Consider the following 14,974-nt stretch of genomic DNA (forward strand, 5'->3'; position numbering starts at 1 on the left):
CGGTGCGACGCATAGCACCCCTGGGCCTGCGCACCCGGCTGATCGCCGCCTTCCTCCTGGTCGCCGCGATCAGCGCGGTGACCACCGCCGCTCTCACCTACCAGCAGGCACGCAACGCGATCCTCAAGCAGACCCAGGACACCGCCGTCAGCACCCTGCGGGACCAGGTCGAACAGCTGGAGATACGCCTCCCGCTGGACCAGGCGGAGCTGCAACGGGTCGTCATCGAACTCGGCAAGCGCGGCAAACCGCACCCGTGGATCGTCTTCGGCGAGTACGGCAGCCTGCGCGTCTCCACCAATCCCGACACACCTACCTCCGGCGTGATCACCGACGACCTGCGCGAGAAGGTCCGCCGCCACGACTACACCGCCTTCCAGCGAGTCGAGGACGAGCGCGGCAAACCCTGGCTCACGGTGGGCGTCCCCGCCGTCTTCCAGCACAACGGATTCAAGGAATCCACCGGGGCCGTCTTCTTCGCCAGCGTTCCCCTCTCCACCGAGCGGCAGACTGTCGAGGCCATGGTCGACGCCGCGCAACAGGGCGCCGTCCCGGGCCTGGCCATCGCCGTCGTCCCCGCCCTGCTCGCCGCCCGCAGCGTGCTCCGCCCGGTACGCCGACTGCGCACCGCTGCCCAGCGGATGGGCCGGGGTCAACTGGACACCCGGATCGAGGTCAGGGGCGCCGACGAGCTCGCCGGACTCGCCCGGACCTTCAACGAGACGGCCGGCGCGCTGGAACGCTCCGTGGAGGACCTGCGGCAGGCCGAGGTCCGCGCCCGCCGGTTCGCCTCCGACGTCTCCCACGAACTGCGCACCCCGCTCGCCGGGATGCTCGCCGTCACCGAGGTCCTCGACGAGGACGCCGAGAGCCTCGACGCCGACACCGCCAAGGCCCTGCGGCTCATCAGCGCCGAGACCGGCAAACTCGCCGTCCTCGTCGAGGACCTCATGGAGATCTCCCGCTTCGACGCCCGCGCGGCCGAACTCAACCTCGACGACGTCGACATCGCCGAAGCCGTGCGCAAGACCCTGGAACGACGCCACTGGGACGACGACCGCGTCGTCACCGAACTGCCCGACGAGGTACGCGCCCGGCTCGACCCGCGCCGCTTCGACGTGATCCTCGCCAACCTCGTCGGCAACGCCCTCCGGCACGGCGGCGCCCCGGTCCGGATCACCGTACGGACCGCGCCGGCCGAAGACGGCCAGGACGGCGACCGCCTGGTGATCGAGGTTGCGGATAGTGGCCCCGGCATCGCCCCCGAGGTGCTGCCGCACATCTTCGACCGGTTCTTCAAGGCCGACGCGGCCCGTACCCGGTCCGCCGGCAGTGGTCTCGGGCTCGCGATCACCCTGGAGAACGTCCACCTGCACGGCGGCACCCTCCTCGCGGGCAACGGGCCTTCCGGGGGAGCCGTCTTCACCATCGACATGCCAGTGGAGGCCCGCGCATGACACACCGGAGAACGAGCTCGCGGGCCGCGGCGGTCACGGCTGTGCTGACGGGCTGCGCCCTGCTGCTCACCGGATGCGGTATCAAGCGCACCGGGGTGATCGAGAGCGGCCACGCCGCGACCGTCAAGGTCTCCGGGTCCGGCAAGAGCACCGTCCTCTACTTCGTCTCCAAGGAGGGCGACCGGCTCGTCCCCGCACCCTTCACCCTGTTCGACGGCTACACCCTCGCGCCCCCGGCACTCGTCCGCCTGCTGCTGGACGGCCCCATGGGCCGGGCCGGTGAGGCCGGCCTCACCACGGCACTGCCCCGGCTGCCCGCCGGGAAGGCGGACGCCGTGACCGTGAGTCCGTACTCGCAGGAGCGGGGGATGACGGTTCGCGTCCCGTTCCCCGTGGCCGACCTGTCGGCCCTGGCGCGCAAGCAGCTCGTGTGCACCGTCGGAGTCTCCGCCGTCGCGGACACCCTCAGCCCCGTCACCCTCCAAGGCACCGACACCGTCCTCCCCGCCGACGAGTGCGACCTGGAGCGCTGACCGGCACGGCAGCCGGGGCGGTACACGGGGCGGCCGAACCCTCTCGCAAGGCCGAGCCCGAGATCCGGATGTGGCCGCGCCGGCCCCGGCATGTGGGCCGGTACCCCCGAGGGACCCTGGCGACGAGCTTCCGGGTCCCCGTGTTCGCGGGTCAGGGGGCGCCCCTGGTGATGGTGATCGGGGTCATGCGTGTGCTCCCGGGTCGAGGCGACGTCGGATGAGGTCACACAGGCGCACGAGCAGGGCGTCGTCGCCGAAGCCGCCTGCCTTGATCAGCACGGGAAGGGGGAGTCGGCCGATCAGCGTGCCGCGGACGACGCCGGGTTCGGGTTCGTCGAGCAGGTCGATACCGGTGGCGCCAAGGGGCTGGAGCACGGTGGCGGCGGTTTCTCCCCCGGTGATGACGAGGGCGTCCACGGTGTGGTCTTCGGCCAGCGCTTGAACGACCGTTGCCTGAGAGCGGGCGAGTACGTGTGCGGTCTGGGGCGTGTGGCGTTCATCGGGTGTCTGCAGGGTGAGGATGGGGGCTGTCAGGCCCCGCAGCGTCTCCAGGGCCTGGACCGGATCCACGCTGACGGTGACACCCTGGACCTCCACCCCGGCGCGGAGCTTGGCCAACTGCCGTCGGGACGCCGGGCTGGTGCTGCCGACCACGATCAGCGGACGTCGGGCCGGGGCGGGCAGTGACGCGGCGCTGCCGGGGGAGCGCGCACACCTGCGGGCCAGCGCGGCTGCCAGACCCGGGGAGCCGACCCACAACACGTCATCCAGGCACGGCACCGCTGCCACCACACGATCGAGGTCGCCGTCTGCGGCGGCGGAGTAGACGAGCAGACCACCGTTCCCGATCAGTTCGGGCAGCTCGGCTGCCCGGTCCGGCCCGGTGAGAACGGCTTCCGGGAACAGCACGGCAAGGTCCGAACACCGCACGGGGTGTGCCGGGTCGCGGGCATAGTCGCTCTCGTGGACCGGCACGCCCCTCACGTACTGGACACCCTCCACCGTCACCCTGCCCTCCGCGGGAAAGGCCGGAGCGATGACGACGGCTTGCCTGCGCGATCCCGCCCACGCAGCCCGTACCTCCGCCGCGACATGACCGCGCAGGGTGGAATCCACCGTTTTGAAGAGCAGCACGCAGCCGGCGAACCGGCGGGCCGCCCGCCAGGTACGCAAAGCGGCGGCCTCCTCGTCCAGCACCCGGCTGCCAAGGTCGACCGCGCTCACCTCCGCGGCGTACCGCGGCACCTCTGCCTCGGGGGCGAGCAGGATCCGGGCACCGTGACCTGCCTGGCGAAACGGCGCGGCACCGTCCCCTGCACTGGTGAGGTCATCCGCCAGGATGGCCACACCCCGCCGCACGTCGTTGCGGAACGTCATGCCCCACCTCTCCGTTGACCACCATGGTCTGTGACGAGATCAATGGTCATTCAGATGAAAGAGCAGGACAAACGAGGCTGTTCGTCGGTGATGAACGGCAGGTCCGTCGTCTCTGATTCGACTACGCTGGTTGAGATGGCACACGTGAACGAAGGACGCATATGGCTCGCCCCTACAAGCCCGGACCGAAACAGTTCGTCTTCACTGTCGGCGATGGCAACGACCAGCAGGTCTCCGTGGGCGACCCTCAGGAAGCCTATGTGGCGTTCTCCGCGTTCTTCCGTGGTCGAGATTCCGACACCTACACCATCAACGATGAACCGTCGGGGCAGAGTTTGGTACTCATGCCCGGGCAAGGTGTGATCTCCCGGACCAAGGATGCGAACCAACCCCGGTCGGAATACCTCCAGGTCGACCGGGGCAATCGCTACCTACCGAGCGCGATGCTGTTCTTCGAGAACGGATACGCCGGCCTCGACCGCTTCGGCCAGTGGTTCTCCGACCTCGCCGACCTCGACGCGTCACCGGAGACTCGCGGCGCCGCCCGCGCCGCCACGATCACGACGGAAGCAGCGGCGATCGAAGAAATCGCCCGGATCTGGGCTGATTCGGGCTACGTGGACCCGAGCGACCAGTACTACGTCTTCTTCGACTCGCATGATGTCGACGAAGACCGAGCCGAACGAGCCGAACTGCTCACGTTGATCGAGTTCCTCGGCCTCGAACGCGTCGACGCCCCGACCGAGGCCACCGGCGGCGAAGTCTGGGTGCGCACCGACCCACGCCTCGACGCCGAATTCGCACGGTGGTCGTGAACAGACGGTGGCGGATGGGCTGCGACATCACCGTGATACCGGCCGGCGCCGTTCCGGGGAAAGACTGATTCCATGAAAGACATCGTTTTCACGCGCAACAGCGGCTGGATCCCGAAGGTGATCCGTGAGGACGGCCGGCTGAAGCTGATGCTCGGTGCCGGGGCCGACGCCAATCACGATCCTCGCACGTTCACGTTCTCGATCAGCGAAGCCCATCTTGCGGTGATCCGAGAGGACCTGGCCAGACACCTGCTGCTGTGGAGTGCGGTCCTTCCGCTGTGCGAGGACGCCGGAACCCGGGGCCGGCTCGACGAGAACGCCGCCGTCGCGCTCCTGGACCCGATCCTCCTTGCCGCGCCCGCAGACGTCGACGCGCTCTTCCAGCGCATCCGGTGGGACAGGAGCCGGCTCATCGCCCACGGGGCCGACATCGGGCTACTCGAGCGTGGTCAGGTATGCGCGGCGCTGCGCGCCGCGACAGAGACGTCAAACGGGAAACGAGCTCAGGAGTACCACGCGAACCGCCGTCGCGCCGAGCGCGGAGCGGTACTCGGTCCACTCGACACCGCGATGCTGAAGTACACGGGCCAGTATCTGCACGGCGCGACGGTTGCCAAGCGGATGCCCGATGCCGTCGACCCCGCACTACTGCCCCGGGTCATGCGGGTGATCGCCACCGCGGAGCAGGCGTGCGCCGGGATGCGGATCGGCCGCAATCCGCGACGGGGAAAGCGCGCCACGGACAAGCGGGACTGGAATCGGATGGAGACCACGGTCCAAGCGGCCCTGCGCCGTGCACACCCCGAGCTCGTCGATGACGCGGTACGTACCGTGAGCGTCCTGATGTGCTCGGAGGCCGCGGACCGTTCCAGGAACACCCCCATGGAGGACGACGAGGAGGCCGACGGCCACCGCGCCGACCTGGGCGGGAGTGCGAGGAAGACGGCCCTGTCGTTCACCGACGACAAGGGCGCCGAGCAGAAGTGGGTCCGGGACGGTCCCCGCACTGCCACCGCCGAGTTCTGGGAGTTCGTCGGCGATCGCTCTGCCGCGGACAACGAAGTGTTCACCATCGAGGACGAGGAGATGGGCGAAGGGATCCAGCTCCACTTCTACGCGGATTCCCTCGCCCGGATCACGACGCTGCGCAAGGGCGAAGGCGGGTCGGATCCGGAGTACCGGGTCGAGTACAGCCTGGTCGACGGGATCGGCGGATACCGGAGAATGGTGAGCGCCTTCGTCCGCGGCGGCTGCGCCGCACTCGAAGAGCACGGTCCCTGGATGTCGGATGTCGCCGAGTTCGAGCGCGCGCGTCGGCGGCGCGACGCCCGGTAGCCCCAGCGGGAGCCCGCCCAGGCGCCGTCGCCGCAGCGGAGCTTCAGCAGGAGGCGCCGCGCGGTCAGTGGCCGTCGGCGGGGTCCGGGGGCCGGACGGGATCGGGGCGGTGGACCCCACAGCCGCGCACCACCGCGTGGTGTGGGGGACGCGCGGCTGCGGGGGTCACCAGGCCGAGGTGACGAGGACCGTCCCTTCGGTGGTGCGGACCGACACCTTGCCCGTGTCGCCGTAGACCTCGCGCCGCCAGTCGGCGAACAGTCGGGCCAGACGGAGCGCGGCGTTGCGGCTGAGCGCGTCGTCGGTGAAGTAGGAGACAAAGGTGATCCGCGCCTCGCCGGCGGCGCTCACCTTCCGTACGCGGGTCTCGCGTACGGACTGTTGGGAGACGGTGCCGTCGTCGGCCTTGGTGAGGTGCTCCCCGAGGTAGCCCTGGAAGTCCCGGGTCAAGTCGAACCAGTCCGCCGGCCCGCAGGGGCCGCCCCCGTTGCCGATCTCCCCGTCGGTCGGCGGACCGGCGCCGCCGGCCGTGGCCTCCTGGTCGGTGGGCGGGCCCGCGTATCCGCCGGTCTCCTGGTCGGTGGGCGGGCCCGCGTATCCGCCGGTCTCCTCGTCCGTGGGCGGGCCCGCGTACCCGCCGCTCGGGTCGTCCGTCGTCGTGTCGAGGCCGCAATCGGCGGTCGGCGAGAGAGAGGGCACGGGCGCAGGCCCTGCCGCCGCCCCTCCCGCCGCCGTGCTGCCGCACCCCGCCATCAGGATGCACAGGAGCCCCGCCACCACCACGCGCCCGGCCCCCGGAACCGTCTTCCCCACCATCCACTTCCCCCTTCGGTCCCTCACGAAGAGGGGATCCGGCACGCGCCGGTTCCCGTCCCCGGACTGCCGTCGGACCTGGAGTTGGGTACCACACGCGTCCGTGCGGAGGCCGAAGTGATGACAGGGGCCAAGGCTGCGATGTCAGTGCGCTGAAGTATCCTTCCGGCCACCGCACACCGACTGCAAGGAACAAGAGAATTGACCGCCCAGTCTGCTTTCCCGCTGCCCTTTCAAACGTCCCGTTCCATATCGTTCGCGACACCCCGAACACTGCGGGAACTTCAGATGATCCAGTGCAGCGCGCTCATCCGGGAGAAGCCGGGGTGGTTCGACAAGATGAACGATGCCGACATCGTCGCCAGGTGGACGCAGGAAGCGATGGCCCAGGGCCTCACCGAAGCGCAGGTGCGTTACGTGCTCGCCGAACTCGCGCACTACGCCGCGCTCCGCGACGGACGGACCGGCGTCGAGGTGTCCGCCGTCGACGGGGTGTGGCAATCGGACACACTGGTCGATGACACGCTCGGATCCCGGCTGCGCGAGGCGGTTCGGGTGCTGGAGCAGGTCTCCGAAGAAGAGCGGGACTGGCATCCCGGATCCGACGGCCAGGTACTGGATCTGGTCCATCCCTCACTGTTCTGCCTGGTGAGAGAGGTGAGCGGGGCACCCGAGAAGGCTTGGCAGAACCCGACGGACCGCTACGCGAGGTACGAGTTCTCGGAGAAGTTCCAGTGGCTGCCCACGGACGTCGACGTCAGTGACGACGGCGCCGTCGCCTTCCGCTCGTACGTCAACAACGTCCACCCCGAGACTCATCGCGAACTGGTCTCCGTCCTGCCGGACTTGTTCGCGTGCCTGCGTCCGATGTTTGAGAACGTGCTCACGGATCTGCTGCATCCGCGGCCCCTGCGGATCGAGGCCAATCCCTACGGGTGGTACGACTCGGAGCCGGAGTATCCGAACAAGACCTCCTACAGTGATGACGCAGCCTTCGCAGAAGCCCGCGATGCCTGGGAAGCGGCCCACAACGATTGGTGGGAGAACCGCAGCCCGGCCATCCCGGACGCCCCGGCCTTCACCCCGCCCGAGTTGCCCGACGAATCCGCCCGAGTCGACCTGCGCGGCCGCCGTCTCCAGGTCATCGTCAAGCTCGCCACCATTCATCTCACTCCGGACAAGCCCGAGTACGCCGGCGGCTCCTGGCATGTCGAGGGGATGCTGAACGAGCGGATCGTATCGACCGGCATCTATTACTGGGACAGCGAGAACATCACCGAAAGCCGGCTGGGTTTCCGTGCGGCACTCGACGACCCGGACTACGAACAGAACGACGACAACGGCATGCGTGAGGTCTACGGCCTGGAGAACGAGGAAGCACTGAACCAGGTGCTGGGATCGACATCGACCCCGGCGGGCCGCTGCCTGGCGTTCCCGAACATCCTGCAACACCGCGTCGGCTCATTCCGCCTGACCGATGCCACGCGCCCGGGATACCGAAAGATTCTGGCGTTCTTCCTGGTCGACCCGTCGGAGAAGATCGTTTCGACATCCGACGTGCCCCCGCAACAGCCCTGGTCCGACACCTCGACCATGACCCTTGAGCAGGCCAAGAACTACCGCGAAGAACTCATGCGGGAACGCAAGTTCTTCGTCGACGAACACAACGAGCAGCTTTACGAGCGAGAATTCTCCCTCTGCGAGCACTGAACCTCCTCGCTCATGAATGCATGAGGTCAGGAAGGTGTGGCGGGCCCCGGCGGTGGTGCTGATGCGGTGCGGGCAGTGCGCCATCGGCGAGGTTCCGGGAGAACGGGAAGCCGGTTTCTGGCGCGGCGATGAGTTTGCGGGCTCTCGCCGGTCTATCTCTTGACGGAGACAGTCGACGCATCGGGAGTAAGCCATGGGCCTCATCCACATCGAGATGTTCGCGACCCTCGACCTCATCGGGCAGGCACCCGGCGGCCCCGACGAGGACCCCGTGGGGTTCCCGTTCGGCGGCTGGCAGGCGCCCCTGATGGACGAGGTCGCCGGGGCACAGGTCGGTGCCGCGTACGAAGGCACGGACGCCCTGCTGCTCGGCCGGCGGACGTACGACATCTTCGCCGCCTACTGGCCCCACCAGAAGGGTGGTGAGGACAGCGAGATCGCCACGCTCTTCAACAGTGTCCCGAAGTACGTGGCCTCCCGCGGCAGGCCCGACCTCTCGTGGGCCGGGTCCACACAGCTGGGCCCGGACCTCGCCGCCGCGGTACGTGAGATCCGTGAACGGCACCAGCACGTGAAGGTCGTCGGGAGCCTGAACCTCGTACAGAGCCTCCTGCGCGAGAAGCTCTTCGACCGTCTCGACCTCTGGGTGCATCCGATCGTGCTGGGCGTGGGCAAGAAGCTGTTCGACGATGGCGCGGTTCCCACCAACGTCACCCTCCTCGCACCCCCGGCAGCGAGCCCCAAGGGCACCGTGTACCTGCGTTACGGCATCGCCGACGGTACGCCCGCGACGGGAGACATGAGCGCACCCGATCGCGGCGTCGGAAGCGGCGAGTAGGGCACCCCGCGCAGGGCGGGCCCGCGCCGCCGCGGAACGCGCGGACACGGTGTTGCCGCACGCATCCCCTTGCCGAGGCGGTCGAACTCGTCGACGATGCTCCAAGGCCTCAGGCCGGCCGGAATTCGCCCGGCCCCGGTCGGAGCGTCACAGACAAGGGGAGACAGTGACGAAGCGCAAGATCTCAAGAAGGCACCCCGTGGCGGTGGCATTCGTACCCCTCTTCGTGCTCGCCGGCCTCCTGCTCGGCCCTGGAGCGGCGTCGGCAGCGGCGGCCGCGCCGACGGTGCGGCAGGCTCCCGTCACCGTCGCGCTCTCGCAGGGCGGTCTCTCGTCCCGGGCGGGCGCGGTGACCGGGATCCAGGCGCCGAAGAGCGCCCCCGTCCTGGCCACCACCGGGAACAAGAAGGCCAAGAAGAGCAAGAAGAAGGGTGGGTTCTTCAAGACACTTCTGATCGTCATCATCGTCGTCATCGTGCTGCTCGTGGTTCTCTACGGGGTTCGCCGCGCTCTGCGCCGCAGGTCCTCCTAGGCCGCCGGCCTCCCGACAGGGCCAGGCCCCCCGTCGCGGGTGACCGCTGCTGGAACCGGCCTGCTCCGCGTGCCGCCTCCGGCAGGTCTGCCGGAGGCGGCGACGTCGCGTCACCCGACGGCGGTTCCCTCAAGTTCGACCATCAGGGCGGGCATGGCCAGCCGTTCCACCCCGAGCATCGTCATCGACGGTGTGACCCCGGCGGCGCTCAGCCGCGACTTCAGTAGGTCGTGATGTTCGAACAGTCGATCGATGTCTATGGTGTAGACATTGAGTCGGACGAGGTTCGCGAGTGACATGCCGGCTTCGCCGAGCACGGCCTCCAGGTTGTCGAGGCTCAGAGCCAGCTGCGCTCCCATGTCACCGTCGTGCCGGGGCTTGCCGTCGTCGCCCATCGAGGTTTGCCCGGCGCAGTACAGGGTTCGGGTCTGCCCGGAGACGATCTCACCCTGGCTGTACCCCATCTCCAATGACCACGCCCACGGGTTGACTCCTGTTCGCTCTACCGCCACAACAGCTCCATTCGAATCATCGAGAGTGATACGCCCATCGCACCGGCTCGGTTGCCACCGTCCGTGACGTCGTGTTGATGAGCCTTCCCGCAGATGACGACACCCCTGGTCGTATATTCGATGGATTCATTTGTATGCGCGCTGACCGCTTGATCTCACCGCCGGCCTCGGCAGGGCCCGCCTCACCGGTGTCGAGGCCGGCCGCGAGGCTGGGCGCCCTCTGTCAGCCGCAGAAGTGCGTGATGGACTCCTGCCCCAACGAAGCGTCCTTCGGGCCCAGGCCGGAGGCGGTGACCAGCGTAGGCCCGTCGGCACCGAACCGTACGGTGTCGGCATCGGTCGCCGGAGTAGGCCCGGAGAGCCGGCGCGGCAGGGCCGGATCGCCGATGTCCCACAGGGTCAGCGTGCCGTCGGCGCCGCCGGCCACGACCGCCAGCGTCCTGCCTTACGAGGCCCGCTCGCAGCAGCGAGGACTTGCCTCGTCCCCGGCGTCGGAACCCGGCCGGACCCGGTCCACCCGGTGGCTGCCGTCCCAGAAGTGCAGGTGCAGGTCCCGGCTGGATGCGTACTGGTCGGCCGCAGCCACGTGGATGGTGCCGGAGCCGGAGGCGCAGGCCTCCACATGGATCTCGGGCCCGGCCTCCCCGCCCGTCATGGATCCGGTCACGGTGGCGGGCGGGCGGCGGGAGACCGCGTACGACGATGACGTCGCGCCGGCGCCGTACGTGGCGGAAGGATGTGAACGCGGGGAGGTCGACGTCCACTTCCACAGCCCGGACGCCGGAGCTCCGCCAATTCCCTCCCTGTGGGGTGAAACATTTCCCCACCCCTGCCGCGTCAATGGGGTGAGTCGGACGCGAGGGGGACGGGGATGCGGCAAGCACACAGGGAGGGGTTCCGCGAGTTCGCGGAGGGCCGGGCGGGAAGTCTTTACCGGTCGGCCTGTCTGCTGGCGAGTGGGGACACCCATCTCGCCGAGGACCTCGTGCAGGAGACCCTGGGTCGGATGTACCTGATCTGGGGGAGGACCTCCGGCATCGACAATCCGGCGGCGTACGCGCAGACGGTGCTGGTACGGGAGTTCCTCAAGCACAAGCGCCGCCGCTCCGCGGGGGAACGGCCCTTCGCGGTCCCGGCCGAGTCGGGCGGGACGACGGCGATGCCGGTCGCGGGAGCCGATCCGGTCCTGCGGCTGACCCTGTTGGAGGCGCTCGGCCACCTGGCCCCCAAGGACCGGGCGGTGCTCGTGCTGCGGTACTGGGAGGACCGCAGCGTCGAGGAGACCGCCGAGGCCATGAACGTCACCTCGGCCGCGGTGCGCACGCGCAGTTCCCGGGCGCTCGCCCGCCTCCGCGCCGAACTGGGCGGCAGCCTCAGTGTGTTCGTGGCCACTTGAGCCCGGTGGCGTTCGTGGCCACCTGAGCCCGGTGGCCCATCCTGCCCGCCACCCCATCCCTCGCTCCCGTCATGTCCGTCGCCGGGTCACACGCCGGCGCGTTTCCCCACCACCACTCGGAAGGTGACTCGGCATGCCCTTTGAAGATGAACTCGGTGCGGCCTTGCGGCGCACAGGAGACGGATTCGTCCCCGACCGCCCGGACCTGGTGGCCTCCGGCGAACGGCGCGGACGCCGGCTGGTGGCCCGCCGTCGGGCTGCCGTCGTCGGCGGTTCGGCGCTGGCCTTGGCCGTCGTCGGCTCCGCCGGCGTTTACGGAGGCGGTCTCCTCGGCACCGGCAAGGACGGCATGGCGAACGTCGCCGCCCCCGTCCCCACCACCCCGCCGGCCGCCGCCCCCGCCCCGCAGCCCGTGCAGCCGGCTGGTGGGGTGAGCGCGGCCCGACTGATCGAGATCTACCGGCAGTTGCTGTCGGGCGGCCGGGTGAGCGACACCACGGCCCGCGTGCCGGGCGGCACCGACCAGTCGCCGAACGCGATGGTGGCCGGCGTGTACGACGACGGCAAGGGCCGCGCGGCGATCTCCGTGGGCCTCGCCCGCACCGACCCGCACGGTCAGGCGGCCGAAGACATGCTGGGGTGCCCCGATCCCGAGCTCAATCCCTATGACTCCTGCGCTGTCGAGAAACTGCCGGACGGCGGCAGGCTGAACCTCTTCCAAGGCTACGAGTACCCGGACAAGCGCGAGCCCACCAAGCTCTGGCGGGCCGTCCTGGTCACCCGTGAGGGATACCAGGTCGACGTGTCGGAGTGGAACGCTCCCGCCGAGAAGGGGCAGCCTGTCAGTCGGCCCAACCCGCCTTTGAACAAGTCCCAGTTGAAGTCCTTCACCACCTCGTCCCTGTGGCGCCAGATCCTGAGCCGGCTGCCCGCGCCCCAGCAGGCGCCGGAGGGGACGGACGCGTCGGACGCGAACACGGGCAACGGGTCGAGCCCCGGCGCCTCCGCGGGCACCGGTACCGGTGCCGGCGACACCACCGGCACGACCACCGACAAGGGCACGACCACCGACAAGGGCACGGGCAAGGGCACGGGCGGCACCACCCCGGGCGACCCGCGGCCGTCCGGTGGAACGGGCCAGACGCCCGACCAGGGAGGAACGGATCAGGGGGACTCGGGTCAAGGCGACGCGGGCCACGGCGGCACGGTAGGGGTGCTGGAGTCCCTGGTGCCGAAGTCCGGTATCAAGATCCTGCGCAGGTCCGGACAGCCCGGCTACGGCGCCCTCGTGCTCGACGACGGCAAGGGTGCCTCGCTGGTCCAGGTCAACGTCCAGGAGGGCATGGGCGAAGCCCTCAAGGACCGCATGGAGGGCGCGGGCGTCATCGTCCTGCCCGACGGCACCCGGGTGCTGGCCGAGCAGAAGTCGGGCGAGAAGGGCGGCTCGGGCGTGGTCTGGTGGAGCGTCGACACACTGCGCCCGGACGGGCGCCGGGTCGTCGTGTCGGCCTTCAACACCGGCGACCAGTCGAAGGCGGCCACCAGGGCCAAGCCCATCCTGACGATGGAGCAGATCAAGGCCATCGCCCTCGACCCGAAGTGGTTCGGCTGACCCCTCGCGCGGAGTCCCGCCAGGCAACCGCCCGCGTGCGGCTGCACACGTGGCGCCGACGTGGCCCTTCACGACCGCGGTCGTGCAGGGGAGGCGGCCCGGGGTCGGCCAAAGCGACTCCGGCCGCCGCCCGGTCGGCAGCGGCTCGACCGTCCTGTGAGCATGGGCTTCGACACTGCCGTCCCGCGCGGGTGGCGGGGCCGCGTGGTGTACCGACAGTGTGCGTCCGGGTGCCGCTGCACGGCCGGCGGCCGTTCGCCGTGCCGTCACCTGGAACCCGCATTCTCGCCGGACAGACCGATCCACCTCGCTCCCGGGGATGTCCACTTCATGACCGCACCGCTTGCGCAGCCCGAAGAACTCCCGAACCTGCCCGCGCCGACGCGTTTGGACGAGGTGAAGGGATGGTTCTGGCCGGCCGACCAGATCCTCTTCGACTGGTTCCTGAGCCGCCAGAACGCCGACCCGTCGGGTGGCGGAGACCTCCTGGAACTCGGCGCCTATCTGGGCAAGAGCGCCATCTTCCTCGGCGGATACCTCAAGGAGGGGGAGGAGTTCACGGTCTGCGACCTCTTCGATTCCCCGGCCGAGGACGACAGCAACGACGACGAGATGCGACGCTCGTACGCGACCCTGACGCGCCAGGCGTTCGAAGCCAACTACCGCTCATTTCATGACGAGTTGCCGACGGTGGTGCAGGCGGTGACGGCGATCCTGCCCGACCGTGTCCGGCCCGCCTCCTGCCGCTTCGTTCACGTCGACGCCTCGCACCTGTACGCGCACGTGCACGCGGACGTGGAGACCTCGCGACTGCTCGCCGCCCCAGGAGCGGTCGTCGTCTTCGACGACTTCAGGGCGGAGCACTGCCCGGGCGTCGCGGCAGCCGTCTGGGGAGCCGTGGACGCGCGGCGCTTGCACGTCCTGTGCATCACCCAGCACAAGATGTACGCGACGTGGGACGACCCCGAACCGCTGCGCACGGAACTGGCCGTGTTCCTGGCCGGCCGCGAGGATCTGTGGCACGGCGTGGAGGAGGTGGCCGGCGCACCCCTGATCCGGATCACCGGCCGGAAGGCGGTTCCCCCGCCGCACCCCCGCTCCCGCCACGAGACGGCCGCCCCCGGCCCGGCCCCGGAGCCGGTTCCTGTCCCTGCGGCAGTACCGTCGCGGCGCACCCCGCCCCGGCGGAGCCCGCTGGCCCGCCGCCTGGCCAGAGACCTCCTTCCCCCGGTCCTGACCCGCACGGTGCGTCGCTGGCTGTAGGAACGGTGCTGCTGCCGCCGGCGGAGGCCGAGCCTCCCGAGGGCGGCGGACGAGGCCGGCAGCGTCCCCAGCGCCCGGGAGCGGGGGCCCGCTCGGCGAATCGTGAAGACGGGATGCCGGTCCCGCCGAGGCTCCATCCGAGACCGACCGCCCCGGAGGCGATGAGTGAGGACTGGGCCTGACCGCGATGCGCTTCTCGTGCCGGGGCGCGGGGCAGGTAAGAGGCACGCTCATGAGGCGGCGTGTCCGGCCTGCGGTACTGAGACCGGAATCCACGTCCCGAATCCCGTCGACTCCCGAACCACCGGCCGGACACGTCATTCCTCAGACAGATTCGTGCTCGGTATCGCGATCAGTGCGTCACATCAGTGCGTCGCGATCAGTGCGAGATCGGCCTCAGTTGGTGTGTCGCCTGACCCAGGAGATGAAATCGCTTTCCGAGGAGAACGTGTGGTTGCGTTCCCTCGTGATTCCGTTGTTGTCATCGACGGTGGCGTTTTTCAAGCTACCGTCCGTTTGAAGCTGCCCCGTGGCTTTCCAGTGACTGCTCGGGTCGATCCACATCTTCGTCGTCACTATCGCCTCCGCCGTGCGCACATGAGTCCTGCGAACTTCCGTGAAGGCTAACGGGCGCGAATGCAGCTTGTCTCAGAATCGGGCCAATCGACGGCGCCATCCACACATCGGTCAGGTCGCCAAGACGAACTCCCTGAGCACGTGCCCCACGCGTACCTCCGCCGGCCCGTGACTGCCCCCTGCTCAGGTCACACTGGCGCAGACG

General features: G+C 69.4%; 16 protein-coding genes. 10 read left to right on the forward strand and 6 right to left on the reverse strand.

Annotation, left to right across the window (positions count from 1 at the left end; genetic code table 11):
• Positions 1–2: 2 nt before the first annotated feature.
• Together OG906_RS33135 and OG906_RS33140 are read left to right on the forward strand one after the other, a co-directional pair.
• Positions 3–1,457, forward strand: coding sequence for a HAMP domain-containing sensor histidine kinase (locus tag OG906_RS33135; protein WP_329447717.1), 1,455 nt, complete (start codon positions 3–5; stop codon positions 1,455–1,457).
• Positions 1,454–1,990: a GerMN domain-containing protein gene (locus tag OG906_RS33140; RefSeq protein ID WP_329447718.1), complete on the forward strand. Its 537-nt coding sequence runs from the start codon at positions 1,454–1,456 to the stop codon at positions 1,988–1,990. The genes OG906_RS33135 and OG906_RS33140 overlap by 4 nt, the downstream gene beginning before the upstream one ends.
• 183 nt (positions 1,991–2,173) lie before the next feature.
• Here the strand turns inward: OG906_RS33140 and OG906_RS33145 are convergent, their stop codons facing one another.
• Positions 2,174–3,367, reverse strand: a complete 1,194-nt coding sequence (locus tag OG906_RS33145; protein WP_329447719.1) for a four-carbon acid sugar kinase family protein — start codon at positions 3,365–3,367, stop codon at positions 2,174–2,176.
• Between the two features lie 161 nt (positions 3,368–3,528).
• On the opposite strand from OG906_RS33145, the gene OG906_RS33150 reads away from it, so the two are divergent.
• Positions 3,529–4,182, forward strand: a complete 654-nt coding sequence (locus OG906_RS33150) for a DUF6357 family protein (protein ID WP_329447720.1) — start codon at positions 3,529–3,531, stop codon at positions 4,180–4,182.
• A 72-nt stretch (positions 4,183–4,254) separates the two neighbouring features.
• The gene (locus OG906_RS33155; protein ID WP_329447721.1) at positions 4,255–5,517 is read left to right on the forward strand and encodes a DUF6357 family protein; all 1,263 of its coding nucleotides are present in this window, start codon (positions 4,255–4,257) and stop codon (positions 5,515–5,517) included.
• A gap of 165 nt (positions 5,518–5,682) precedes the next feature.
• On the opposite strand, the gene OG906_RS33160 is transcribed toward OG906_RS33155, so the two are convergent.
• A complete protein-coding gene (locus OG906_RS33160) occupies positions 5,683–6,333 on the reverse strand; it encodes a hypothetical protein (RefSeq protein ID WP_329447722.1) in 651 nt (216 codons plus the stop codon).
• 198 nt (positions 6,334–6,531) lie between these two features.
• On the opposite strand from OG906_RS33160, the gene OG906_RS33165 reads away from it, so the two are divergent.
• The 3 genes from OG906_RS33165 (at position 6,532) to OG906_RS33175 (ending at position 9,410) form a co-directional block, all read left to right on the forward strand.
• Positions 6,532–8,040: a DUF4246 domain-containing protein gene (locus OG906_RS33165; RefSeq protein ID WP_329447723.1), complete on the forward strand. Its 1,509-nt coding sequence runs from the start codon at positions 6,532–6,534 to the stop codon at positions 8,038–8,040.
• Positions 8,041–8,233: 193 nt separating this feature from the next.
• Positions 8,234–8,878, forward strand: coding sequence for a dihydrofolate reductase family protein (locus OG906_RS33170; RefSeq protein WP_329447724.1), 645 nt, complete (start codon positions 8,234–8,236; stop codon positions 8,876–8,878).
• Positions 8,879–9,083: 205 nt separating this feature from the next.
• Positions 9,084–9,410: a hypothetical protein gene (locus OG906_RS33175; protein WP_329447725.1), complete on the forward strand. Its 327-nt coding sequence runs from the start codon at positions 9,084–9,086 to the stop codon at positions 9,408–9,410.
• Between the two features lie 110 nt (positions 9,411–9,520).
• On the opposite strand, the gene OG906_RS33180 is transcribed toward OG906_RS33175, so the two are convergent.
• The 3 genes from OG906_RS33180 to OG906_RS33190 form a co-directional block, all read right to left on the reverse strand.
• The gene (locus OG906_RS33180) at positions 9,521–9,874 is read right to left on the reverse strand and encodes a RidA family protein (RefSeq protein WP_329448201.1); all 354 of its coding nucleotides are present in this window, start codon (positions 9,872–9,874) and stop codon (positions 9,521–9,523) included.
• A gap of 271 nt (positions 9,875–10,145) precedes the next feature.
• Complete coding sequence (locus OG906_RS33185; RefSeq protein WP_329447726.1) at positions 10,146–10,349, reverse strand: hypothetical protein; 204 nt, start codon at positions 10,347–10,349, stop codon at positions 10,146–10,148.
• Between the two features lie 18 nt (positions 10,350–10,367).
• A complete protein-coding gene (locus tag OG906_RS33190) occupies positions 10,368–10,577 on the reverse strand; it encodes a hypothetical protein (protein ID WP_329447727.1) in 210 nt (69 codons plus the stop codon).
• Positions 10,578–10,793: 216 nt separating this feature from the next.
• Here OG906_RS33190 and OG906_RS33195 point away from each other — a divergent pair, with 216 nt between their 5' ends.
• From OG906_RS33195 to OG906_RS33205, 3 genes are all read left to right on the forward strand, one after another.
• The gene (locus tag OG906_RS33195) at positions 10,794–11,318 is read left to right on the forward strand and encodes a SigE family RNA polymerase sigma factor (RefSeq protein ID WP_329447728.1); all 525 of its coding nucleotides are present in this window, start codon (positions 10,794–10,796) and stop codon (positions 11,316–11,318) included.
• A gap of 133 nt (positions 11,319–11,451) precedes the next feature.
• Positions 11,452–12,930, forward strand: coding sequence for a hypothetical protein (locus OG906_RS33200; protein WP_329447729.1), 1,479 nt, complete (start codon positions 11,452–11,454; stop codon positions 12,928–12,930).
• 330 nt (positions 12,931–13,260) lie between these two features.
• Positions 13,261–14,193 (forward strand): class I SAM-dependent methyltransferase, encoded by a 933-nt coding sequence (locus OG906_RS33205; protein ID WP_329447730.1) that lies wholly within the window; start codon positions 13,261–13,263, stop codon positions 14,191–14,193.
• 396 nt (positions 14,194–14,589) lie between these two features.
• Here the strand turns inward: OG906_RS33205 and OG906_RS33210 are convergent, their stop codons facing one another.
• Positions 14,590–14,769, reverse strand: coding sequence for a hypothetical protein (locus OG906_RS33210; protein ID WP_329447731.1), 180 nt, complete (start codon positions 14,767–14,769; stop codon positions 14,590–14,592).
• Between the last annotated feature and the right edge of the window lie 205 nt (positions 14,770–14,974).

This window comes from Streptomyces sp. NBC_01426 (assembly GCF_036231985.1).
In the GTDB taxonomy this organism is placed as follows: Bacteria; Actinomycetota; Actinomycetes; order Streptomycetales; family Streptomycetaceae; genus Streptomyces.

Excerpts from the sequence above, each read along its gene's own strand:
- OG906_RS33180 (WP_329448201.1), bottom strand. The coding sequence starts at position 9,874 with ATGGGGTACAGCCAGGGTGAGATCGTCTCCGGGCAGACCCGAACCCTG.
- OG906_RS33190 (WP_329447727.1), bottom strand. The coding sequence starts at position 10,577 with ATGACGGGCGGGGAGGCCGGGCCCGAGATCCATGTGGAGGCCTGCGCC.
- OG906_RS33140 (WP_329447718.1), top strand. The coding sequence starts at position 1,454 with ATGACACACCGGAGAACGAGCTCGCGGGCCGCGGCGGTCACGGCTGTG.
- OG906_RS33170 (WP_329447724.1), top strand. The coding sequence starts at position 8,234 with ATGGGCCTCATCCACATCGAGATGTTCGCGACCCTCGACCTCATCGGG.
- OG906_RS33150 (WP_329447720.1), top strand. The coding sequence starts at position 3,529 with ATGGCTCGCCCCTACAAGCCCGGACCGAAACAGTTCGTCTTCACTGTC.
- OG906_RS33155 (WP_329447721.1), top strand. The coding sequence starts at position 4,255 with ATGAAAGACATCGTTTTCACGCGCAACAGCGGCTGGATCCCGAAGGTG.
- OG906_RS33145 (WP_329447719.1), bottom strand. The coding sequence starts at position 3,367 with ATGACGTTCCGCAACGACGTGCGGCGGGGTGTGGCCATCCTGGCGGAT.
- OG906_RS33205 (WP_329447730.1), top strand. The coding sequence starts at position 13,261 with ATGACCGCACCGCTTGCGCAGCCCGAAGAACTCCCGAACCTGCCCGCG.
- OG906_RS33160 (WP_329447722.1), bottom strand. The coding sequence starts at position 6,333 with ATGGTGGGGAAGACGGTTCCGGGGGCCGGGCGCGTGGTGGTGGCGGGG.
- OG906_RS33195 (WP_329447728.1), top strand. The coding sequence starts at position 10,794 with ATGCGGCAAGCACACAGGGAGGGGTTCCGCGAGTTCGCGGAGGGCCGG.
- OG906_RS33200 (WP_329447729.1), top strand. The coding sequence starts at position 11,452 with ATGCCCTTTGAAGATGAACTCGGTGCGGCCTTGCGGCGCACAGGAGAC.